This window comes from Achromobacter sp. GD03932, assembly GCF_029839485.1.
Taxonomy (GTDB): Bacteria; Pseudomonadota; Gammaproteobacteria; order Burkholderiales; family Burkholderiaceae_B; genus Achromobacter; species Achromobacter bronchisepticus_A.
The window spans coordinates 37,806-58,678 of record NZ_JAOCAT010000038.1; the positions used below are offsets into that span (position 1 = coordinate 37,806).

At 68.3% G+C, this 20,873-nt stretch carries 20 protein-coding genes and 1 riboswitch; of the genes, 8 read left to right on the top strand and 12 right to left on the bottom strand.

What is annotated here, in order from left to right; all coding sequences use genetic code 11:
• Nucleotides 1-114: 114 nt before the first annotated feature.
• The 7 genes from ahcY to N5C88_RS27445 all read right to left on the bottom strand — a co-directional run bounded on the left by ahcY (nt 115) and on the right by N5C88_RS27445 (nt 7,298).
• Nucleotides 115-1,533, bottom strand: a complete 1,419-nt coding sequence (ahcY, locus tag N5C88_RS27415) for an adenosylhomocysteinase (RefSeq protein ID WP_059374131.1) — start codon at nt 1,531-1,533, stop codon at nt 115-117.
• A gap of 100 nt (nt 1,534-1,633) precedes the next feature.
• Nucleotides 1,634-1,769: riboswitch (S-adenosyl-L-homocysteine riboswitch) on the bottom strand.
• A gap of 35 nt (nt 1,770-1,804) precedes the next feature.
• A complete protein-coding gene (locus tag N5C88_RS27420) occupies nt 1,805-2,911 on the bottom strand; it encodes a glycosyltransferase family 1 protein (RefSeq protein WP_280016613.1) in 1,107 nt (368 codons plus the stop codon).
• A gap of 78 nt (nt 2,912-2,989) precedes the next feature.
• Nucleotides 2,990-3,226 (bottom strand): DUF1289 domain-containing protein, encoded by a 237-nt coding sequence (locus N5C88_RS27425; RefSeq protein WP_054457003.1) that lies wholly within the window; start codon nt 3,224-3,226, stop codon nt 2,990-2,992.
• Between the two features lie 105 nt (nt 3,227-3,331).
• Nucleotides 3,332-4,222 (bottom strand): alpha/beta hydrolase, encoded by an 891-nt coding sequence (locus N5C88_RS27430; protein ID WP_280016614.1) that lies wholly within the window; start codon nt 4,220-4,222, stop codon nt 3,332-3,334.
• A complete protein-coding gene (leuD, locus tag N5C88_RS27435; protein WP_280016615.1) occupies nt 4,219-4,866 on the bottom strand; it encodes a 3-isopropylmalate dehydratase small subunit in 648 nt (215 codons plus the stop codon). The genes N5C88_RS27430 and leuD overlap by 4 nt, the downstream gene beginning before the upstream one ends.
• On the bottom strand, nt 4,863-6,284 hold the full coding sequence (leuC, locus tag N5C88_RS27440) for a 3-isopropylmalate dehydratase large subunit (protein WP_059374128.1): 1,422 nt from the start codon (nt 6,282-6,284) through the stop codon (nt 4,863-4,865). The genes leuD and leuC overlap by 4 nt, the downstream gene beginning before the upstream one ends.
• 36 nt (nt 6,285-6,320) lie before the next feature.
• The gene (locus N5C88_RS27445) at nt 6,321-7,298 is read right to left on the bottom strand and encodes a tripartite tricarboxylate transporter substrate binding protein (RefSeq protein ID WP_280016616.1); all 978 of its coding nucleotides are present in this window, start codon (nt 7,296-7,298) and stop codon (nt 6,321-6,323) included.
• Nucleotides 7,299-7,424: 126 nt separating this feature from the next.
• Between N5C88_RS27445 and N5C88_RS27450 the strand changes: the two genes are divergently transcribed.
• Complete coding sequence (locus tag N5C88_RS27450; RefSeq protein ID WP_118933261.1) at nt 7,425-8,348, top strand: LysR family transcriptional regulator; 924 nt, start codon at nt 7,425-7,427, stop codon at nt 8,346-8,348.
• A 34-nt stretch (nt 8,349-8,382) separates the two neighbouring features.
• Here the strand turns inward: N5C88_RS27450 and N5C88_RS27455 are convergent, their stop codons facing one another.
• A complete protein-coding gene (locus N5C88_RS27455; RefSeq protein WP_280016617.1) occupies nt 8,383-9,387 on the bottom strand; it encodes an Lrp/AsnC family transcriptional regulator in 1,005 nt (334 codons plus the stop codon).
• A gap of 81 nt (nt 9,388-9,468) precedes the next feature.
• On the opposite strand from N5C88_RS27455, the gene N5C88_RS27460 reads away from it, so the two are divergent.
• Both N5C88_RS27460 and N5C88_RS27465 read left to right on the top strand, forming a co-directional pair.
• Nucleotides 9,469-10,785 (top strand): MFS transporter, encoded by a 1,317-nt coding sequence (locus N5C88_RS27460; RefSeq protein ID WP_059374124.1) that lies wholly within the window; start codon nt 9,469-9,471, stop codon nt 10,783-10,785.
• Nucleotides 10,786-10,864: 79 nt separating this feature from the next.
• On the top strand, nt 10,865-12,292 hold the full coding sequence (locus N5C88_RS27465; RefSeq protein WP_280016618.1) for an amidase: 1,428 nt from the start codon (nt 10,865-10,867) through the stop codon (nt 12,290-12,292).
• Nucleotides 12,293-12,357: 65 nt separating this feature from the next.
• Here the strand turns inward: N5C88_RS27465 and metK are convergent, their stop codons facing one another.
• Entirely contained in the window at nt 12,358-13,521 is a 1,164-nt protein-coding gene (gene metK, locus N5C88_RS27470) for a methionine adenosyltransferase (protein WP_088143368.1), read from the bottom strand.
• 277 nt (nt 13,522-13,798) lie between these two features.
• On the opposite strand from metK, the gene N5C88_RS27475 reads away from it, so the two are divergent.
• From N5C88_RS27475 to xerC, 5 genes are read left to right on the top strand one after another with little or no spacing between them, the layout of a single operon-like run.
• Nucleotides 13,799-14,665: a lysophospholipid acyltransferase family protein gene (locus N5C88_RS27475; RefSeq protein ID WP_059374122.1), complete on the top strand. Its 867-nt coding sequence runs from the start codon at nt 13,799-13,801 to the stop codon at nt 14,663-14,665.
• Between the two features lie 34 nt (nt 14,666-14,699).
• Nucleotides 14,700-15,590, top strand: a complete 891-nt coding sequence (locus N5C88_RS27480) for a lysophospholipid acyltransferase family protein (RefSeq protein WP_251878252.1) — start codon at nt 14,700-14,702, stop codon at nt 15,588-15,590.
• 30 nt (nt 15,591-15,620) lie between these two features.
• Nucleotides 15,621-16,532, top strand: coding sequence for a diaminopimelate epimerase (gene dapF / locus N5C88_RS27485; protein WP_251878253.1), 912 nt, complete (start codon nt 15,621-15,623; stop codon nt 16,530-16,532).
• Between the two features lie 3 nt (nt 16,533-16,535).
• Nucleotides 16,536-17,213 carry a DUF484 family protein gene (locus tag N5C88_RS27490; RefSeq protein ID WP_059374119.1) on the top strand — a complete coding sequence of 226 codons (678 nt, stop codon included), beginning with the start codon at nt 16,536-16,538 and terminating at the stop codon, nt 17,211-17,213.
• Nucleotides 17,214-17,233: 20 nt separating this feature from the next.
• Nucleotides 17,234-18,229 carry a tyrosine recombinase XerC gene (xerC, locus tag N5C88_RS27495; protein WP_251878254.1) on the top strand — a complete coding sequence of 332 codons (996 nt, stop codon included), beginning with the start codon at nt 17,234-17,236 and terminating at the stop codon, nt 18,227-18,229.
• A gap of 59 nt (nt 18,230-18,288) precedes the next feature.
• On the opposite strand, the gene N5C88_RS27500 is transcribed toward xerC, so the two are convergent.
• The 3 genes from N5C88_RS27500 to N5C88_RS27510 are packed head-to-tail and all read right to left on the bottom strand — an operon-like array spanning nt 18,289 to nt 20,869.
• Nucleotides 18,289-19,293, bottom strand: coding sequence for a nickel/cobalt transporter (locus N5C88_RS27500; RefSeq protein ID WP_280016619.1), 1,005 nt, complete (start codon nt 19,291-19,293; stop codon nt 18,289-18,291).
• A complete protein-coding gene (locus N5C88_RS27505; RefSeq protein ID WP_251878256.1) occupies nt 19,284-19,967 on the bottom strand; it encodes a DUF1007 family protein in 684 nt (227 codons plus the stop codon). Before N5C88_RS27505 ends, N5C88_RS27500 begins: the two co-directional genes overlap by 10 nt.
• On the bottom strand, nt 19,928-20,869 hold the full coding sequence (locus N5C88_RS27510) for a metal ABC transporter substrate-binding protein (RefSeq protein ID WP_280016620.1): 942 nt from the start codon (nt 20,867-20,869) through the stop codon (nt 19,928-19,930). Before N5C88_RS27510 ends, N5C88_RS27505 begins: the two co-directional genes overlap by 40 nt.
• Between the last annotated feature and the right edge of the window lie 4 nt (nt 20,870-20,873).

Below are 20,873 nucleotides of genomic sequence, written 5' to 3' on the forward strand. Positions count from 1 at the left end.
TCTCCTGTTGTGAGCCCGCCGGCCCTGTCGCGGCGATACGTTCGCGACAGGGGTCCCGCAGACCGGAAAGCCCGCGCCGACATGGCGCGGCACTTGCCTATTTTGCTACAACCATCAATAGCGGTAGTGCTCGGGCTTGTACGGGCCTTGCACCGGCACGTTGATGTAGTCTGCCTGATCCTGGCGCAGGGTCGTGAGCTTCACGCCCAGCTTCTTCAGGTGCAGGCGGGCGACCTTCTCGTCCAGGTGCTTGGGCAGCACGTAGACCTGGCCCGAGGTGTAGGCTTCGTTGCGCGTGAACAGCTCGATCTGGGCGATGGTCTGGTTGGCGAACGAGGACGACATCACGAACGAGGGGTGGCCGGTGGCGCAACCCAGGTTCACCAGGCGGCCCTGGGCCAGCAGGATGATGCGCTTGCCGTCCGGGAAGATGACGTGGTCGACTTGCGGCTTGATCTCTTCCCACTTGCAGTCAGCCAGGCTGGCGACGTCGATTTCGTTGTCGAAGTGGCCGATGTTGCACACGATGGCCTGGTCCTTCATGGCGTTCATGTGCTCACGCGTGATGACGTGGTAGTTGCCGGTGGCGGTGACGAAGATGTCGCCGTGGGCGGCGGCTTCTTCCATGGTCACGACCTTGAAGCCTTCCATGGCGGCCTGCAGGGCGCAGATCGGATCGACTTCGGTGACCCAGACCTGGGCGCGCAGCGCGACCAGCGCCTGGGCGCAGCCCTTGCCGACGTCGCCGTAGCCGGCCACGACGGCAACCTTGCCAGCGACCATCACGTCGGTGGCGCGCTTGATGCCGTCGACCAGCGATTCACGGCAGCCATACAGGTTGTCGAACTTGGACTTGGTGACCGAGTCGTTGACGTTGATGGCGGCAAAGGCCAGCTCGCCCTTTTGCGACATCTGGTACAGGCGATGCACGCCGGTGGTGGTTTCTTCCGTCACGCCCTTGATCAGGGCCAGGCGGGTCGAATACCACTTGGGATCGCGCTTGAGGGTTTCCTTGATGGCGGCGAACAGGATGCGCTCTTCGTCGCTGCCCGGGTTGGCCAGCACCGAGATGTCCTTCTCGGCCTTGGTGCCCAGGTGCAGCATCAAGGTGGCGTCGCCGCCATCGTCGAGGATCATGTTGGCGTTTTCGCCATTGGGCCATTCGAAGATCTTGTGGGTGTACTGCCAGTACTCTTCCAGCGTTTCGCCCTTGACGGCGAAGACCGGGGTGCCCGACGCGGCGATGGCGGCGGCGGCGTGGTCCTGCGTCGAGAAGATGTTGCACGAGGCCCAGCGCACTTCGGCGCCCAGCGCCACCAGCGTTTCGATCAGCACGCCGGTCTGGATGGTCATGTGCAGGCTGCCGGCGATGCGCGCGCCCTTGAGCGGCTGCTTGGCGGCGAATTCCTCGCGGATGGCCATCAGGCCGGGCATTTCGGTTTCGGCGATGGCGAGTTCGCGGCGGCCCCAGCCGGCCAGCGACATGTCGGCGACGAGGTAGTCGGAAAAGGATTTATCGGTCACAGCGTTCATGGTGTGTAGGCTCCACGTGAAATACGAACGGCGCAGGATATGGCCGGACAACGCGAAGGCACCACGAAGGTCGAGTGCTCGCCTTTCCCGCCATATGCGACAAAGGTGAGCGCCGTTGCTGTAGCGCCGCGCAAGGCGCGCCGCTTGAACAAGGATTCCTGAGCCTGGCGAGCCTGGCCCCGCTTGCCGTGCCGGCTGGCGGGAACCGCAGGGTCGTCGCAACGCTCCTCAGGATTGCCGGGCATTGTACCCGGGAACCGTCCGCCAAGGATCAAACCCCTGGCTCCCTGGCGGGCATTTCGCCGCCAGGCCGCCGCGCAAGCACGGCCCCTCCGGGCACGCACGACGCCTGCGCATGCTCCGCGCCGCGGGCGCTCCCGTCCAGCGGCACCAGTGCAGCCAGCAGGGTCGCGGCCACCGAGTCCCAGCTGCGCGTCAGGGCGTGTTCGCGCACCGCATGGCGGTCCAGCGACAGGGCCGAGCGGCAGGCATGGGCCAGGTCTTCGTCCAGGAAACCGGTGACGCCCTGGGTCACCACCGCCAGCGGCGCTTCGCTGCGGAAAGCGGCCACCGGCGTGCCGCAGGCCATGGCCTCCAGCATGACCAGGCCGAAGGTGTCAGTCAGGCTGGGGAAGACGAAGGCGTCGGCCGACCCGTAGAGCGCCGGCAGCGCTTCGTCGTGCCGCATGCCCAGGAAAATCGCGCCGGGAAAGCGCTTCTTCAGCCGCGCCTCATCCGGCCCCGCCCCCACCACCACCTTGCTGCCCGGCAGGTCCAGCGACAGGAAGGCGTCCAGATTCTTCTCGCGCGCCACGCGGCCCACGCTCAGGAATACGGGACGGGGCAGGTCCGGGAAGGCCTGGCCTGCCCCCGGCTGGAACTTGCGCGGGTCCACCCCGCGCGACCAGATCTGCAGGTTCCCCAGGCCGCGCCGCGCCAGCACGTCTCGCACCGTGGGCGTAGGCACCAGCACCCGCTGCGAGGGCCGGTGGAACCAGCGCAGATAACGCCAGGGCAAGGCCGCCGGGATGCCCATGCGCGCCTGCAGGTAGTCCGGGAACATGGTGTGGAACGACGTCGTGAAGCGCCAGCCCCGCGCCAGCGCCATGCGGCGCGCGGCCAGGCCCAGCGGGCCTTCGGTGGCGATGTGCAGGGCGTCGGGCACGATGTCGCCCAGGATGCGGCGCAATTGCCGGCCGGGCTGCAGACACAGCCGCAGGTCGGGCTCGGAGGGCGCCGGCACGGTGCGGCTGCCCTGCGGGTTCACCACGATCAGCTCGTGGCCCCATTCTCCAAGGATCTGCTGCATGGTCGTCCAGGTGCGGACGACGCCATTGACTTGCGGATGCCAGGCATCCGTGACCAGGACGATGCGCATGATGGAGCCGGAAGTGGGCAATAGCGCGATTTAGCCCGCGCCATGTGACATGCCCAAGACGGCCTGCGCGGCCGCCGGCTAGTTGTTGCGGCGCGGATACCCTTGCGCCGTGATGCGCACCCAGACTTCGCGCTTTTCCTCTTCCGTCATGAACACCCAGTTGGCGACTTCCATGGCGGTGCGGCCGCAGCCGCGGCAAATGTCGTCAAACAACGTGGAGCAGACGGCCACGCAGGGCGAATCCGAAGCCTTGAAGGCGCGTTGCGCGTCTTCGGCGTCGGGGAGTTTGGAGAGGTCGACGTGGTGCTGATTCATCGGGCGTAGGTTAACACCCGGAGTGCGTCCCCTTTTGGATGGCCCTATGCCCCGCCCGGACTTGAATACCTGCCCGCGCGCACGGTGCTACACGCGGGCAGCCCTCTATTCGCGCCAGCCGAAAAACTCCCTGGCCTGCGCCAGCAGCGCGTCCGGACATTCTTCCGCCAGATAGTGCGCGCCCGGCAACGGACCGCCGGATACCTCGTCCGCGATCGCGCGCCATAGCGCCAGCACGTCGAAGTTGCGGCCCACGGCGCCGCGCTCGCCCCACAGCGCACGCAATGGCAGGCGCAGGCGTTCGCCGGCCTCCCGGCCGGCGCGGTCGTGCTCCAGGTCCAGCGTGGCGGAAGCGCGGTAGTCCTCGCAGATGCCCGTGGCCCAGCCGGGCAATTGCGCAGCGCGTTCGTACTCGGCCATGGCCTCGATGGAAAAGTGCGCCAGTCCGCCGGGCCGCCCGCCCATCACGGAACGCAGGTAGAACACCGGGTCGCGCTCGATCATGGTTTCGGGCAGCGGCGCCGGCTGGATCAGCCAGAACCAGTGGTAATAGGCCTGGGCGAAGGCGCGCGTGGTGCCTTCGTACATGTCCAGCGTGGGCGCGATGTCCAGCAGCATCATGCGGCTGACGGCGGCGGGATGGTCCAGCGCCAGCCGGTGCGCCACGCGCGCGCCGCGGTCGTGCGCCAGCACCTCGAAGCGCTGGTGGCCCAAGGCGCGCATCAAATCGATCATGTCGGCCGCCATCGCCCGCTTGGAATAGGCCGCGTGGTCCGGCGACGCGGCCGGCTTGTCGCTATCGCCGTAGCCGCGCAGGTCCGCCGCCACGCACGTGCGGTGGCGCGTCAGTTCCGGCCAGACGCGGTGCCAGATGGCGTGCGTCTGGGGATGGCCATGCAGCAGCAGCAGCGGCGGGCCAGCGCCGTCGACGCGGGCTGCGATGTCGATGCCGTTGGCCGCGATGCGGCGCACGGGCAGGTCGAAGAATGCGGTCATATGGCCTCTTGGTTCAGGCGGTCGCGCACACGGCGCGCCAGATCTTTCATCCAGGGATGCCGCGCCCAATGGCCGGCCTCGAAACGCTCCACCTCGTCCAGCCGCTGCAATGATGCGCCCACCATGTCCTGCCCCTGCGCGTACATGCGGCGGTGCCGTTCAGGCAGCGTGAACCCCGCCGTCCAGCCGTCCATGGCGGTGACGCGCCCGGCCGCCACATCGATGCCGACGCGGTTGGTGGCCGTATTGGACACCCTGGCAAGCAAGGCGTCGATCTCGGCCGGCGCCAGGCTGATCAGCAGCAGGCCGTTGTTCACCGCATTGAAGTAGAAGATCTCGCCGAAGCTGGGCGCGATCACCGCGCGGATGCCGAACTGCTGCAAACCCCACACCGCATGCTCGCGGCTGGAGCCGCAGCCGAAGTTCGGCCCCGCCACCACGATGGACGCGCCGGCGTAGGCGGGCTGGTTCAACACGAATTCGGGCCTGGGCGCGCCGCCCACGTCAAAGCGCAGGTCATGCAGCAGGCCACGGTCCAGCCCTGCCTTGTCGATGATGCGCAGGAACTGCTTGGGCATGATCTGGTCGGTGTCCAGATTGGAAAAAGGCAGCGGCGCGGCGACGCCCTCGATGATTGCGGTCATGCGTGTTGCTCCCAGACGCGGACGTCGACGATGCGGCCGGCCAGCGCGGCGGCGGCGGCCATGGCCGGAGACATCAGGTGCGTGCGGCCCGCGCGCCCCTGCCGGCCTTCGAAATTGCGGTTGGTGGTGGAGGCGCAGCGCTCGCCCGGGCTGAGCACGTCGTCATTCATGGCCAGGCACATGGAACAGCCGGGCTGGCGCCATTCAAAGCCGGCCTCGATCAGTTGCGCCGCGATGCCCTCGGCCTCGGCCTGCGCGCGCACCGCGCCCGATCCGGGCACCACCATGGCCCGCACGCCGGCCGCCACCTTGCGGCCGCGCAACACGGCTGCCGCCGCGCGCAGATCCTCGATGCGCCCGTTGGTGCAGGAGCCGATGAACACGCGGTCTATCGGCACGCCGGCTATCGGCGTGCCCGGCGCGAGGCCGATGTAGTCCATGGCCTTCTCCAGCGCCAGGCGGGCCAGCGCGTCGGGCTCGGCCCGCGGGTCCGGCACCACGCCGTCCACCGGCATGGCCTGGTCCGGGCTGGTGCCCCAGGTGACGAAGGGCGCGATCGCGGCGGCATCCAGCACGTGCTCGGCGTCGAACGCGGCGTCCTCGTCCGAGCGCAGCGTGGCCCAATGGGCGCGCGCCTGCGCCAGCGCCTCGCCTTGCAGTTCGGGCGCATGCGCGGCGATGTAGGCCTCGGTGGTGGCGTCCGGCGCGATCAGCGCGGCGCGGGCGCCGGCTTCCACCGTCATGTTGCACAAGGTCATGCGGGCCTCGGCGGACAGCGCGGCGATGGCCTCGCCGCAGAACTCCACCGCATGCCCGCGCGCGCCTTGCGCGCCGATGCGGTGCACGACGCAGATCACCAGGTCCTTGGCGGTGACACCGGCCGGCAGCGCGCCGTCGACGCGGATGCGCATGTTGCGCGCCACCCGGTACGCCAGCGTCTGCGTGGCCAATATGTGTTCGACCTCGGACGTGCCGATGCCGAAGCCCAGCGCGCCCAGCGCGCCGTAGGTGGTGGTGTGGCTGTCGCCGCACAGCACCACCATGCCCGGCAGCACCATGCCATGCTCAGGCGCGATCACGTGCTCGATCCCTTGCAGCGGATCGGTGGTGTCGAACAACGCGATGCCCTGCGCGTCGCAGTTGCGCTTGAGGTTGAGCGCCTGGCGCGACGAAGCGTCGTCGGCGATCACGCGCAGCGCCGCCGGCACCGGATGCGTGGGGATGATGTGGTCCACCACCGCCATCTGCTGCCCGGGACGCAGCACGCCGCGCCCGCGCGCGGCCAGGCCGCTGAAGGCCTGCGGGCTGGTGTATTCGTTCATGATGTGCAGGTCGACGTAAAGCAGGATGTGCTCGTCGTCGATCCGGGCCACCTCATGGCTGGCCACCAGTTTGTCGTACAGCGTCTTGCCGGGCATGTCTTGCGTCCTTCGTAGTTGGGTCTTGCGGCCCGATCAGTTGGCCTGGATGCCGGCGTCCTTGACGATGCCGGCCCAGCGCGTCATCTCGGCGGCCACCATCGCGTCGGTCTTGGCGGGCGTGGAAATCAGCGGATCGAAGCCTTCGCGGCCCATGCGCTGCGCCAGCTCGGGCGAACGCAAGGCCTGTTCGAGCTTGGCGTTCAGCGTGTCGATCACGGCTTGCGGCGTGCCCGCGGGCGCGCTGATGACGAACCAGGTGTTGAACTCGTAGCCGGGCAGCCCGGACTCGGCGATGGTGGGCACGTCGGGCAAGAGCGGCGAACGCCTGGTGCCGGTCACGCCCAGCGCCTTGAGCTTCTTGCCGTCGACCTGCGGCTTGGCCGCGGACAGCACCGGAAAGCTCATCTGCACCTGGCCGCTGATGGTGTCCACCATGGCGGGGCCGCCGCCCTTGTAAGGCACGTGCAGGATCTGGGTCTTGGACACCGACTTGAACAGTTCCGCGGCCATGTGGAAGGTGCTGCCCGTGCCTGCCGAACCGAAGCTCAGGTCGTTGGCGGGCCGCGCGCGCACATAGGCCAGCAACTCGCTCACATTGGCCACGGGCAACTGGTTGGTCACCGTCAGCACGTGCTGCGACGTCCCTATCGTGCCGACCGAACGCAGGTCCTTGGTCGTGTCGAACGGCATGTTCTGGAACAACGCCGGGTTGATCGCCAGCGACATGGTGTTGACGGCCAGCGTGTAGCCGTTGGGCTCGGCGCGCGCCACCGCGGCCATGCCGATGTTGCCGGAAGCGCCGGCGCGGTTCTCCACCACCACGCTCTGCCCCAGGGCGCGGCCCCAGGCATCGGAAATCAGGCGTGCGGCGATGTCCACGCTGCCGCCGGGCGCGAACGGCACGATGAGCGTCACGGCGCGCTGGGGAAAGGCGTCGGCGGCGGCCGGTTGGGTCCAACAGGATGCGGCAATGGCCGCGCATAGAACGCCGGCAGCTTTGTTGATCTTCATTCCTGGTCTCCTCGGTTGGCCGCGCCAGGCGGCTCTTTAGTGGTGAGGCCAGTGTATAAGCCGGTCCGGTTCTTATAATTACTTCTCCAGATAAAGCTTTATTAAATTAAGTTTATAAATAAGCGCATGGACGCCCTTTCCGATCTCGCCTTCTTCTCGCTGGTGGTCAAGCACGGCAACCTGTCCGCCGCCGCCCGCGAACTGGGCCTGACCCCGCCCGCGGTCAGTACGCGCCTGGCCAAGCTGGAGCAGCGCCTGGGTGTGCGGCTGCTGAACCGCACCACCCGCCGGGTCAGCGTCACGCAGGAAGGCGAGCTTTATCTGGCAGAAGGCGCACGCATCCTGACGGACCTGGAAGCGCTGGAACGTTCCGTATCGAGCGCCCGCGCCCGTCCCCAGGGGCTGCTGCGGCTGAATGCCACATTCGGCTTTGGCCGCGCCCACATCGTGCCCGCGGTGTCGGACTTCGCCCGCCAGTACCCGGAAGTGGAAGTCCAGATGCGCCTGACCGACAGGCCGCTGAACCTGATCGAAGAAGGCTTCGACGTGGCGGTGCGCTTTGGCGACCTGCCCGATGCGCGCCTGACCGCGCGCAAGATCGCGTCCAATCGGCGGCTGCTGTGCGCGTCGCCGCGCTACCTGGAAATCCATGGCGAGCCGCGCGCGCCGGGCGACCTGCAACGCCACCGCTGCATCGTGGTGCGCGAGAACGACGTGGCCTATGGCACCTGGCGGCTGGAATCGGGCCAGCGCGCGGAGACCGTGAAAGTGCGCGGCCCGCTCAGCTCCAACGATGGGCAAAGCGCCCTGGAATGGGCGCTGGACGGCCACGGCATCGTCATGCGTTCGGAATGGGAAACGGCGGAGCACCTGCGCGCCGGCCGTCTTCGCGCGGTGCTGGCCGACTGGCGCACCCCGCCCGCGGACATCCATGCGCTGTATCCCGAACGCCTGAACCTGCCGGCCAAGACAATTGCCTTCGTGGAGTTCCTGTCGCAGCGCTTTGCCCGGCATCTGCGCGCACCAGGTTCGGACGACGCGGTCTGGTGAACCGGTCGCGTCCCGCTCCGGCGCGGCCGCGATGCTACGCGTCCGCGCCCAGCCGCCCGCCGGCGCGCACGATGCCGCAACGCTTGTGCGCCCGCATCACCACGCCGACTTCGCTGTTCAACACGCCGTCCAGCTCGCCCAGGCGGCGCGTCACGACATCCCACAGATGCAGGCTGTCGCGGCACAGCACGTGCCAGAACAGCTGCGATGCGCCGCTGGTGCCGAACAGGCAGCGGGTGTTGGGGTCCAGCGCCAGATGCGCGGCCAGCGCGTCCACGGCTTGCGGGCGCACCTGCACCGAAATCACCGCCTCCACCGGAAAGCCGACCAGCGCCGGCTCCACTTCCACGCGGAAACTCAGCGCGCGACGCTCCACCATGTTGTGCAAGAGACGCTGCGCGGTGGGCTCGCTGACTCCGGCATGCTCGGCCAGTTCCGCCAGGCTGGCGCGGCCATCACGCATCAGGTAGGCCACCATGCGCTGTTCAGCATCCGTCAATGCGGCGGGCGGCTGCGCCGCGGCGGGCTCGGCCGCCGCCCCATCGGGCTGGGCCTGGATACGCCACTGGCCGGCGCGGCGGAACGGCCGCAGCACCAGCCGCGCCTCCACGTGCTCCACCCCGTCGATGGACGGCAGCACGCGCGTCACCACGTCCGGCATGTCGGCGGCGTCCGCCAGCGTCAGCTCGGCCATCAGATCGGCCGAACCGGCCAGCGTGACCACCAGCTGGCTCAGGTCCAGCCGCGCCATCTGGTCCGCCACCTCCGGCACGCGGCCCGACCGGCAGCGCACCCAGGCGTGCAGCACCACGCCGCGTCCGGTAGCCAAGGGATCGGGTTCCGCGATGACACGCAGGGCGTCGGCATCCATCAGGCGCTTGATGCGCCGCGCGACGGTGCGCTCGGGAATGCCGGTGGCGGCGCCCAGCTCGCGCCAGGACGCGCGCGGGTCCGCCTGCAGCGCGATGAGGCAGGCGAGATCGGTGTCGTCCAGCCCCGGAGCTAGGGGCTTACCCTTACTTGACGTGTCCATATTCATTAAATTAACGTTCGCGCATTGATAAAAACACAAAATTAAACGGTCTTTTTGACCAAAAATAAATTCTTATTTGAGGTTTTCATGAGCAGCACTTCAGCGCCCCTGCGCAAGCCGCAGGGGGCAGCCGCCTCGGCCGGCACCGCGCCCGTCTCCCGCTCGCGCACCATTCTGGCCGGTAGTGTAGGCAATGCCGTCGAATGGTTCGACTGGACCATCTACGCGTCCTTCGCCATCTTCTTCTCCAGCCAGTTCTTCCCCGAAGGCAACGAAACCACGGCCCTGCTGGCGACCTTCGGCATTTTCGCCGTGGGCTTCTTCATGCGCCCGGTGGGCGGCTGGCTGCTGGGCATCTTCTCCGACCGCTACGGCCGCAAGGCCGCGCTGGGCCTGACCATCCTGATGATGGCCGGCGGCTCGCTGATCATTGCCGTCACCCCCACCTACGCCTCCATCGGCCTGGCCGCTCCGCTGCTGCTGACCGCCGCGCGCCTCTTGCAAGGCCTGTCGCTGGGCGGAGAGTATGCCTCGGCCACGACCTTCCTGGCGGAAATGGCGCCGCCCAACAAGCGCGGCTTTTACTCCAGCTTCGTGTTCTTCAGCGCCGCCGTGGGCATCCTGGCCGCCTCGGCCATCGGCTGGGTGCTGACCTCGACCTTGACCAAGGCCGAGATGGCCGCATGGGGTTGGCGCATCCCGTTCTTCCTGGGCGCCTTGGGCGGCCTGGCTGGCATGTGGATCCGCCGCTCCATCCCGGAAACCGAAGCGTTCTCGCACGCCAAGAAGGCCGGCGTCGAAAAGCAGCCGCTGCGCACCCTGCTGCGCGACCACCCGCGTGAAGTGCTGCGCATCGTGGGCTTTTCCATCCTGACCACGTTCGCGTTCTACATCTTCGTGGCCTACGTACCCACCTACGCCATCCGCCAGGTGCATGCCGACCCGAAGACCGCGTTCGCCGCAAACACCGTCGCGCTGATCGTATTCATGCTGGTGCAGCCGCTGTTCGGCATCCTGTCCGACCGCATCGGCCGCAAGCCGCAGTTGATCTTCTTCGCCGCCGGCTACCTGGTGTTCTTCTACCCGCTGATGACCACGCTGGGCCCGTCGTTCGGTTCGATCCTGGCGGTGGAGCTGTTCGGCCTGGTGCTGTATGCCATGTACACCTCGATCGCGCCGGCCATCATGTCCGAACAGTTCCCCACCAGCGTGCGCGCCGTCGGCATCGGTACGCCGTACAACCTGGTCGTCGCCTTGCTGGGCGGCACCACGCCCTACCTGCTGACCTGGCTGCAGAGCAAGGGCATGGAGCGCTGGTTCTTCTACTACGTGCTGGCGGGCGCCGTGATCACCCTGATCACCTTCATCCGCATGCCGGAAACCAAGGGCCAGAGCCTGAAGTAAGCAGAGAGAACGAACGTCACGCACCAGCGCTTTCCGGTTCCCGCGGGACCGGAAAGCTTTTTCTTTTCCGATGAGACCCATGCCAGCACTAGACACCGCCCTGCACTTCCAAGACGCCCAGGCCCTGGCCGGCGCCATCCGCCGGCGCGAACTGAGTTCGCGCCAGGTCACCACCCACTTCCTGGACCGTATCGAGCGCGCCCCCGCGCTGGCCGCCTACAGCGAAGTCACGGCCGAGCGCGCGCTGGCCCAGGCCGACGCCGCCGACCGCCTGCTGGCCGCGGGCATTCTGCTGGGTCCCCTGCACGGCGTGCCCGTGGCGGTGAAGGACAGCGTGCAATGGGAGGGCGTCAGCGTCTGTCTGGGTTCGCTCGCCCTGCAGGGCCGGATCAGCGACGTCACGGCGGTCCCGCTGCAACAGCTGGCTGCGCAAGGCATGGTGGTGCTGGGCAAGACCCGCATGACCGAATTCGCCTTCGGCCTGTCGGGCCAGAACCCCACCCAAGGCACCGCGCGCAACCCCTGGGACGCGCAGACCGCGCGCGCGCCGGGCGGCTCGTCCAGCGGCGCGGGCGTGGCCGTGGCCGCCGGCCTGGCGCCGCTGGCGCTGGGCGGCGACACCGGCGGCTCGGTGCGCGCGCCGGCGGCGCTCAACGGCCTGGTGGGCTACAAGCCGTCCACCGGCGTCATCAGCCGCACCGGCTGTCTGCCCTTGTCGGATACGCTGGACGTGCTGGGTCCGATCACGCGCACCGTGGCCGACGCCCGCCTGCTGACCCAACTGCTGGCCGGCCCCGACATCGGCGACGCGGCCACGCTGGACTTTCCCGCAAGCGCCATCGCCGCCTTGCGCCAGCCCGCCGCGCGCGGCCCGGGTCCGGTGGCCGTGCTGGCGCCCGAGGCCTGGCCCGCCCCCTTGGCCGAGGCCGGCCTGCGCGCTTGGCGCGAGGCCGAGGAAAACCTGGCGCGCGCCGGCTACACGCCCACGCCCTGGCATCCGCCCGCGGCGCTGTCCTTTGCCCGCATGGCCGACGACAACTCCGTGGTGCTGGCCTACGAGGCCTACCGCTACTACGGCGCGTTGGCCGAAGACCCGGCCACGCCGCTGTGGGACGTGGTGCGCAAGCGCATCGCGGCCGGCGGCCGCATCGCGCAGGCCGACTATGAAGCCGCGCTGCAACGCCGCGCCGCCGACATGGCCGCATTCGCGCAAGCCATGCAAGGCCTGGACGCCCTGCTGATGCCCGCCTGCGACCAGGCCGCGCAAGCGCTGGACGCCGACGATACGCGCCACGCCGGGTTGGGCAAGCTGCTGCGCCCCGCCAACTTCCTGGGCGCGGCCGCCATCTCGCTGCCTGTGGGCTTCGATGCCGAAGGCATGCCCATGGCGGTGCAATTGCTGGCGCCGGCAGGCGGCGACGCCGCAATGCTGGATTGCGCCGCGGCGCTGGAGCCGGTGCTGGCGCCGGCGCTGCGCCGGCCGGATTTGTCAGGCTGGGGGCTGTAAGGTCGCTGCCGCAATGAAAAAGCCCCCGCACTGCGGGGGCTTTCTTGTTCAAGCGCCGGGAAGGCTTACGCGCCCTTCTTCAGCGCCTGGACCTTGTCCGTGGCTTCCCACGAGAATTCCGGCTCGGAACGGCCGAAGTGACCATAGGCGGCGGTCTTGGCGTAGATCGGACGCAGCAGGTCCAGCATGTTGACGATGCCCTTCGGACGCAGGTCGAAGTGCTCGCGCACCAGCTTGGCGATCTGGTCGTCGGGGATGACGCCCGTGCCTTCCGTGTAGACGGTGATGTTGATGGGCTCGGCCACGCCAATGGCGTAGCTGACCTGCACCTGGCACTGGCGCGCCAGGCCGGCAGCCACGATGTTCTTGGCCACGTAGCGGGCCGCGTAGGCGGCCGAACGGTCGACCTTGGACGGATCTTTGCCCGAGAACGCGCCGCCGCCGTGCGGGCAAGCGCCGCCGTAGGTATCGACGATGATCTTGCGGCCGGTCAGGCCGCAATCGCCTTGCGGGCCGCCGATGACGAAGCGGCCGGTCGGGTTGACCAGGAACTTCGTTTGCGGCGTGATCAGGCCTTCGGGGAAGCTGGGCTTGATGATGTCTTCGATCACCGCTTCGCGGATGGTTTCTTGCGAAACCTCGGGTGCGTGCTGGGTCGACAGCACCACCGTGTCGACTTCCGCCGGGCGGCCGTCGATATAGCGGAACGTCACTTGCGACTTGGCGTCGGGACGCAGCCACGGCAGGCGGCCGTCCTTGCGCAGCTCGCTCTGGCGCTGCACCAGGCGGTGCGCGTACCAGATCGGAGCAGGCATCAGATCGGGAGTTTCGTCGCAGGCATAGCCGAACATCAGGCCTTGGTCGCCCGCGCCCTGGTTCAGATAGTCTTCAGAGCTGCGGTCCACGCCCTGGGCAATGTCCGGCGACTGCTTGTCGTAGGCGACCAGCACCGCGCAGCCTTTGTAGTCGATGCCGTATTCGGTGTTGTCGTAACCGATGCGGCGGATCGTGTCGCGCGCGACCTGGATGTAGTCGACGTTGGCGGTGGTGGTGATTTCGCCAGCCAGCACTACCAGACCGGTGTTGCAGAGGGTCTCGGCTGCGACGCGCGCATTCGGGTCCTGCGTGAAGATCGCGTCCAGGATCGAGTCGGAGATCTGGTCGGCAACCTTGTCGGGGTGCCCTTCGGAGACGGATTCGGAAGTAAAGAGAAAGTCGTTGTTGGCCACAGATGCGTCCTTGGTGACCGGCATTGCCGGCGCATAGGTTCACGAGGCGCGTTGCACCCCTGACCGCATGACATACGCAAATCTGGGCGCGACGCTTTAGCGGATTTGGCAAGAGGCGCGCAAAGCGCTGTACCCTTGCCGTCGCCCCGCAAGTTGTCGGTTAACTCGGCGACTGCGCTATTTTAAGCGAAAATGCGGTTCTGCCGCCAAAGCTGGGGGACGTATGCATATATCCCGGCCCCAGGCGCACTTTCTGTCCGTCCCATTTTTCTGCCGCATGCTGCTCTTCCTGTTCAGATCATTCGCCGCCCTGCCCCTTTCCGTCGCGCACGCCGTGGGGCGGCTGGCCGGGCGCGCGATCTACGCCTGGCCGGGCAAGTACCGCCGGCGGCTGCAGGCCAACGCGGCCCAGGCCGGTTACCCCGATCCGGCTTTCGCGCGGCGCGCAGCGGGCGAAATCGGCGCCATGATCCTGGAGAGCCCGCGCGTCTGGTTCCGCAATGAACAAAGCCTGGCTCAGGTGATCTCGGACGACAACGACGTGGTCAGCGCGGCCCGCGCCGAGAACCGCGGCATCCTGTTCCTGACGCCGCACCTGGGCTGCTTTGAGATCACCGCGCGCTACCTGGCCCGCCAGATGCCCATGACCGTCATGTTCCGGCCGCCGCGCAAGGACATCCTGGCCCCGCTGCTGGAAACCGCGCGCAATACCTCGGCCGTCAATGCCGTGCCGGCCACCATGCAGGGCGTGCGCGAATTCGTGCGCGCCCTGCGCCGCGGCGAATCCGTCGGCATGCTGCCCGACCAGGCGCCCAGCGTGGGCGACGGCGTCTGGGCGCCGTTCTTCGGGCGCATGGCCTACACCATGACGCTGCCCGGCAAGCTGGCCACGCAAACGGGCGTGCCCATTATCCTGACCGCTGGCGAACGGCTGCCGGGAGGCCGGGGCTGGCGCATCCACTATGTCCGCGTGCCCGAACCGCTGCCCGCCGATGCCGCCGAGCAGGCCGCGTTGCTCAACGCCGCCATGGAAACGCTGATCCGCCGCTGTCCGGAGCAATACCTCTGGAGCTACAACCGCTACAAGACGCCGCGTGGCGCCCCGCCGGCCCCCGCCGCCGACACTCCTGCTTCGGCCAGTTGAACCGCCGCGCCCCGTCCGCTCCCTATTTCCCACCATGACTGATTTCAAAACGCGCGCGCTGGTATCCCTGATGAAATGGTTCGGCCGCATCAAGCCGTCGACCCGGCAGCGCATCGGCGCAACCCTGGGCTGGCTGGCGCCGCGGCTGGCCAAGTCGCGCACGCGCATCGTGCGCCGCAATCTGGAACTGTGCTTTCCCGACCAGCCCGAACACGTGCGCGAACAGTGGGTCGCGGACCACTTCCGCGCACTGGCGCAGTCCATCGTCGACCGCGGCGTGCTCTGGTACGGCACGCCCGAGGCCATCAAGGAGATGGTCACGCAAACTGGCGCTGACCGCATCAACGAACTGACTGCCCAGGGCCGCCCGGTGATCCTGCTGGCGCCCCATTTCATCGGGCTGGACGCTGCCGCGACGCGGCTCACCATGGAGGTGCCCAGCGGCGCCACCATGTACACGCCGCAAAGCGATCCTCAGGTCGACGCCATTGTCGCCGCCGGCCGCAAGCGCTTCAACGAAGTGTTCCTGGTCAGCCGCAAGGACGGCGTGCGCGACCTGATCCGCCACCTGCGCGAGCGCCGGCCCGTCTACTACCTGCCGGACATGGACTTCGGCCGCCAGGGCGCCACCTTCGCGCCGTTCTTCGGCGTGCCGGCGGCGACATTGCTCGCCACCGCCCAACTGGCCAAAAAATGGGATGCCGCCGTGCTGCCCATCCTGGACTTCTGGAACCCGGATACCGGCCGCTACCATGTCGAAGTGCTGCCGCCGCTGGCCGACTTCCCCGGAACCGACTCGCTGGAAGACGCCACCGCGCGTCTGAACCGCGAGCTGGAATCCTGGGTGCGCCGCTGCCCCAGCCAGTACTACTGGGTCCATCGCCGCTTCAAGACCCGTCCGCCGGGCGAACCCAAACTCTACTGAGTCCGCGGCCCGCGCCGCTCGCGCCCCAATATGGGCGATAATCCAGTGATGAACTGGAACTTCACCAAAATGCATGGCGCGGGCAACGATTTCGTCGTGCTCGACGGGGTCCGCCAGACCATCGAAATGACGCCCGAGCGCGCCCGCGCCTTGGGCGACCGCCATTTCGGCATAGGCGCCGACCAGATCCTCCTGGTCGAGCCCGCGACCCGGCCCGACGCCGATTTCCGCTACCGCATTTTCAATTCCGACGGCAGCGAGGTCGAGCACTGCGGCAACGGCGCGCGCTGCTTCGTGCGCTTCGTGCATGAGCAGGGCCTGTCCGACCGCAATCCGCTGCGCGCCGAAATCGCCACCGGCATCCTGGTGCTGGACCAAGGCGATGACGAACAGGTCACCGTCGACATGGGCAGCACGCGCTTCGAGCCCGCCGCGCTTCCGTTCGACACCGCCGGCCTCTCCTCGCGCATCGAAGGCCAGGACACGCTGTGGGAACTGGAACTGGACGCGCCCGCCGGCCTGCCGCGCACGGTCGCGCTATCCGCCGTGGCGATTTCCAATCCGCACGCCGTGCAGGTGGTGGACGACGTCGACACCGCGCCGGTTTGCGTTCTCGGACCGTTGATCGAAACCCATCCGCGCTTCCCGCGTCGCGTCAACGCCGGCTTCATGCAGATCGTCGACCGCAACAACATCCGCCTGCGCGTGTTCGAACGCGGCGCCGGCGAAACCCTGGCTTGCGGCACGGGCGCCTGCGCCGCCGTCGCGGCAGGCATTCGCCGCGGCCTGCTGGACTCGCCGGTGCGCGTGCAAGCGCGCGGCGGCGTTCTGACCGTCGCCTGGAACGGCGAGCAATTACGCATGACCGGCCCAGCCGAGTCCGTCTTCACGGGGCAGGTCGATATCGACAAGCTCGTCTTCTCCATGGGGCTGAACCGATAAGCCATGACTGATACCGCTATTACCGCTCAGGACGTCGCTGATTTCCTGCAAGAGAACCCTGGCTTCTTCGACGATCACGCAGACGTCTTCGCCACGTTGCAGGTGCCGCATCCGCACGGTTCGCGCGCCATTTCGCTGGGCGAACGCCAGATCCTGACGCTGCGCGAGCGCAACCGCGAACTCGAATGGCGCCTGAACGAACTCGTGCGCAACGCCACCGCCAATGAAAGCATCGGCACGCATGTGGCCAAATGGTGCTGCCGTCTGCTGTCCGAATGCGATCCGCAGCATGTGCCGGGCGAGATCGCCCTGGGACTGGCCGAACAGTTCGAGCTGAACCACGTGGCGCTGCGCCTGTGGGATCTGTCGGAACTGCCGGCGACCGGCTACGGCGAACCCGTCACGCAAGACGTACGCACCTTTACCGACAGCCTGAAGACGCCGTACTGCGGCGCCGACACCGAATTCGAAGCGGCCGGCTGGCTGGATGCCAAGCCCAAGTCCCTGGCGCTGGTGCCGCTGCGCCTGGAAGCCGACGGTCCCGCCGTCGGCCTGCTGGTGCTGGGTTCGGACGACGCCGAGCGCTTCACGCCTGAAATGGGCACGACCTTCCTGGAATCCATCGGCCAGTTGGCTTCGGCGGCGCTGCATCGCCTGAATCCGGCCTCGCCCAAGGCCTAGCACCGACACGGGCGGACGCCATGGCGAAAACCACGCAAGCGCAAGACGCGGCCCCGCCCGAAACTCCCCTGCCGGACGCCATGAGCGCCTGGCTGCGCCATCTGGAAACCAACCGGCGCTACTCGCCCCACACGCTGGACGGTTATCGCCGCGAACTGCATTTCCTGCGCGAGCTTGCCGACCAGGCCAAGCTGCCGCTGGACAAGATCGGCAACGGCCACATCCGCCAGTTCGTGGCGCGCCTGCACGCCCAGGGCCGCGGGCCACGCAGCCTGGCGCGCACCCTGGCGGCGTGGCGCGGCTTCTATCAATGGTGGGCGCCGGCCATCGAACTGGCTGGCAATCCCGTGGCCGGCGTGCGCGCCCCCAAGGCGCCGCGCGGCCTGCCCAAGGCCCTGTCCGTGGAACAGACCCAGGCCCTGCTGGACCGCGCGCCCGCACAAGTGGCGAACGAACCGGCCGCGTTGCGCGACCAGGCCATGTTCGAACTGCTCTATTCCAGCGGCCTGCGGCTGTCGGAACTGGTCGGGCTGGACCTGCGCTATGAACGTTCCGGCAATTACGAATCGCGCGGCTGGCTGAGCCTGGAAGAGGCCGAAGTCATCGTCCTGGGCAAGGGCGGCAAGCGCCGCTCGGTGCCCGTGGGCCAGGCCGCGCTGGCGGCCCTGCGCAAATGGATCGCGGCGCGCCCGCAGCTCGCGCCCTTCACGGCGCAGCCCGAGGACGCGGCCGCACTGTTCCTGGGCGCGCGCGGCCGCCGGATTTCGCCGCGCGTGGTGCAGCTGCAACTGGCGCGCATCGCGCAGCAGGCCGGCGTGCCCACGCATGTGCACCCGCACGTGCTGCGCCACAGCTTCGCCAGCCACGTGCTGCAATCCGCGCAGGACCTGCGCGCCGTGCAGGAAATGCTGGGCCACGCCAACATCTCGACCACGCAGATCTACACCCGGCTGGATTTCCAGCATCTCGCCCGCGCCTACGATCAGGCGCATCCTCGGGCCGGACGCAAATCCTGAACGCCCCGGGGCCCCGCGCGTTCCGCGGAAACGGCTGCGCGAATTCGCACGGCCGCTTCCTAGCCGCCACCCGCGATCACGCCGCCCAGCAGCATCACGCCCAGCAACAGCACCGCCAGTGCCGCCAGCGCTTCCACGCCGTAGCGCAGGCGCGCCGCGCCGGCGCTGGACAGGCGGCTGCCGATGCGCGTGGCCGCGCCGCCCGCCGCGACCGCGAGGCACGCCAGCGCCGCCACCGTCAGCCCGGTACCCAAGCCCATCGCCAAGGCCGAGGCCACGCCGGCCAGGAAGAAACCCTGCGCCAGGGCGAACACCAGCACGATCAACGCGCCGCTGCACGGGCGCAAGCCCACGGCCAGGATGGCCGTAGCCGCACGGCGCCAATTCAGCGGACCCGACACCTGTGCGGGCGCAGCCACATGTGCGTGGCCACAGCCGCAATCGTGATCGTGGTGCTGATGGTGAGAGTGCTCATGCCCATGGCCGTGATCAAGCATCGATTCCGCGGGCGCTGGCCCTGCGCGGGTCCGCAACAGCGGACGGATCGCCTTGACCCACACCAGCCACATGCCCAACAAGGTCACCAGCGCATACGAGCCAAGTTCCAGCCAGCGCGTCGCGTTGTTCATCGTGGCCGCGGTGGCGTTGAAGATCAGCGCCAGCACCGCCACCAGCGCGATCGCCACCAACGCCTGGATCAGCGCGGACGCCAGCGCCAGCAGCGCGCCGTTGCGTGCGGTCTGGCGGTTGGCCAGCACATAGGAAGAGATCACCGCCTTGCCATGCCCCGGCCCCAGCGCATGGAATACGCCGTAGGCGAAAGACAGCCCGATCAAGGCCCAGGCCGCGCCGCCCTCGGCCTGCCAGGCGCGAACGGCGCCCGTCAACTGCCGGTAGAAATGGCTTTGCCAGACCGACACCTGGCCAAAGAAGCCGGCCAGCCAGCCCGGCCCGCCCACGCTCGCTCCGCCCTCCGGCACGCCGAAGGGATGCGCGCCCTGGGCCGCGGCCGCAGCCGCGCCGCCCAGCAGCAGCACGGCCAGCAGCGCGAGCACTACTCGCATCGCACCTCGATGCGGTGCGTCAACCCCTTGGTGATCGCGAATAACTCGTCCGGCAAGGCGTCCGGGTCGGCCGGGATCGCGGCCAATTGCTGCATGGTTTTCCAATCCAGTTCCTTGGGCTTGCGGTAGGCGGACGTGCAGGTCTTGGCGCCTTGCCCGCCCAGCGATACCGCGCCGCTTTGATCGAAGGCGTAGGCCACGAAATAGGTGGGATCGTAGATGTCCACCTGCGCGCCGCCTGCACCCGGCGCCACGGGCGTGGCCAGCGGCAAGGTGAAGGACAGCGTCAGCCGCGTGGTCTTCGGATTCCAGTCGACGCGCGCATCTTGCGGGGCTGCGAAAGCCGAGGTCTTGCCGTCCACGGTGACGCGGGTGAAGTAGTGCGAGATCGGCTCGCCCAGCGCCTGCATCCAATCGCGCGCCATGCCCTGCAGGATCTCGGGCGACAGCGAACCGTCCTTGCCCTTCTTCAATCCCTGCGTGGCGTAGGCGCCGAACATCTCGTCAAACAGCCAGACCTGCCGCAGCGCCGTGATGCGCTGCTGTCCATCGATATCGATCGCCGCGCGGGCATCGATCCACATATGCGGGTGTGCGCTGGCGGCGCCCGCCGCCAGCAGCATCGCCGCCGCGGTCAGGGCTGCATGGCCGCGGCGAGCTGACGTGCGTTCCATTCAAACATTTCCAGGTAGGTGGCGCCGGGCTGTCCGGGCTTGGACAGGGCGTCGGAATACAGCGTACCACCCACCTTGGCGCCGGTTTCGCGCGAGATCTGCTGCACCAGCTTGGGGCTGCTGATGTTCTCCACGAATACCGCCGGCACGCGCTCGCGCTTGACCTGTTCGATGATGCGCGCCACCTGGCCCGCGGCGGGTTCCGCATCCGTGGACACGCCCATCGCGGGAATGAACGCCACGCCGTAGGCACCGCCGAAATAGCCGAAGGCATCGTGAGAGGTCACGATCTTGCGGCGCTCGGCCGGAATCGCGGCGAAGGTCTTGCGGACCTGCGCGTCCAGCGCCTGCAGGCGCGCGATATAGGCTTGCGCGCGCTGGCGGTAGGCGTCGGCATGCGCGGGATCGGCAGCGGCCAGGCCTTCGGCCACATTGCGGGCGTAGATGACGCCATTGGCCAGGTTCTGCCATGCGTGCGGATCGGCACCGCTGTGATGATGGCCATGGTCGTGGTCGTGGTCGTGGTCGTGGTCGTGGTCGTGGTCGTGGTCATCATCATGCCCGCCGCCCGCGAACGTGCGCGTCTTCACGCCCTGGGACGCGACCACGGTGGCGCCGGCAAAGCCCGACGCCTTCGCCAGGCGCGGCATCCAGGTCTCGAAATCCAGGCCGTTGACGAACAGCACGCGCGCCGCTGCGAGCTTCTTCGCGTCGCCCGGCGTCGGCTCATATTCGTGCGCGTCCCCATCGGGCCCCACCAGCGTGGCCACGCTGACGTCGGCGCCGCCCACTTCCCGCACGATATCGCCCAGGATCGAAAAGCTGGCCACGGCCGTCAACGGCTCGGCGGCCTGCGCGGTTCCGAACAGCGCCGACAGGCACAGGCCGGCCGTGGCGAGCAGCGCG

Bases quoted from the DNA above. Each gene is read 5' to 3' on its own strand.
- xerC (WP_251878254.1), top strand. From the start codon at position 17,234: ATGGCGAAAACCACGCAAGCGCAAGACGCGGCCCCGCCCGAAACTCCC.
- N5C88_RS27490 (WP_059374119.1), top strand. From the start codon at position 16,536: ATGACTGATACCGCTATTACCGCTCAGGACGTCGCTGATTTCCTGCAA.
- N5C88_RS27445 (WP_280016616.1), bottom strand. From the start codon at position 7,298: ATGAAGATCAACAAAGCTGCCGGCGTTCTATGCGCGGCCATTGCCGCA.
- dapF (WP_251878253.1), top strand. From the start codon at position 15,621: ATGGGCGATAATCCAGTGATGAACTGGAACTTCACCAAAATGCATGGC.
- leuD (WP_280016615.1), bottom strand. From the start codon at position 4,866: ATGACCGCAATCATCGAGGGCGTCGCCGCGCCGCTGCCTTTTTCCAAT.
- ahcY (WP_059374131.1), bottom strand. From the start codon at position 1,533: ATGAACGCTGTGACCGATAAATCCTTTTCCGACTACCTCGTCGCCGAC.
- N5C88_RS27425 (WP_054457003.1), bottom strand. From the start codon at position 3,226: ATGAATCAGCACCACGTCGACCTCTCCAAACTCCCCGACGCCGAAGAC.
- N5C88_RS27460 (WP_059374124.1), top strand. From the start codon at position 9,469: ATGAGCAGCACTTCAGCGCCCCTGCGCAAGCCGCAGGGGGCAGCCGCC.
- leuC (WP_059374128.1), bottom strand. From the start codon at position 6,284: ATGCCCGGCAAGACGCTGTACGACAAACTGGTGGCCAGCCATGAGGTG.
- N5C88_RS27505 (WP_251878256.1), bottom strand. From the start codon at position 19,967: ATGGAACGCACGTCAGCTCGCCGCGGCCATGCAGCCCTGACCGCGGCG.
- N5C88_RS27430 (WP_280016614.1), bottom strand. From the start codon at position 4,222: ATGACCGCATTCTTCGACCTGCCCGTGCGCCGCATCGCGGCCAACGGC.
- N5C88_RS27420 (WP_280016613.1), bottom strand. From the start codon at position 2,911: ATGCGCATCGTCCTGGTCACGGATGCCTGGCATCCGCAAGTCAATGGC.
- N5C88_RS27480 (WP_251878252.1), top strand. From the start codon at position 14,700: ATGACTGATTTCAAAACGCGCGCGCTGGTATCCCTGATGAAATGGTTC.
- N5C88_RS27475 (WP_059374122.1), top strand. From the start codon at position 13,799: ATGCTGCTCTTCCTGTTCAGATCATTCGCCGCCCTGCCCCTTTCCGTC.
- N5C88_RS27465 (WP_280016618.1), top strand. From the start codon at position 10,865: ATGCCAGCACTAGACACCGCCCTGCACTTCCAAGACGCCCAGGCCCTG.
- N5C88_RS27500 (WP_280016619.1), bottom strand. From the start codon at position 19,293: ATGCGAGTAGTGCTCGCGCTGCTGGCCGTGCTGCTGCTGGGCGGCGCG.
- N5C88_RS27450 (WP_118933261.1), top strand. From the start codon at position 7,425: ATGGACGCCCTTTCCGATCTCGCCTTCTTCTCGCTGGTGGTCAAGCAC.
- N5C88_RS27455 (WP_280016617.1), bottom strand. From the start codon at position 9,387: ATGAATATGGACACGTCAAGTAAGGGTAAGCCCCTAGCTCCGGGGCTG.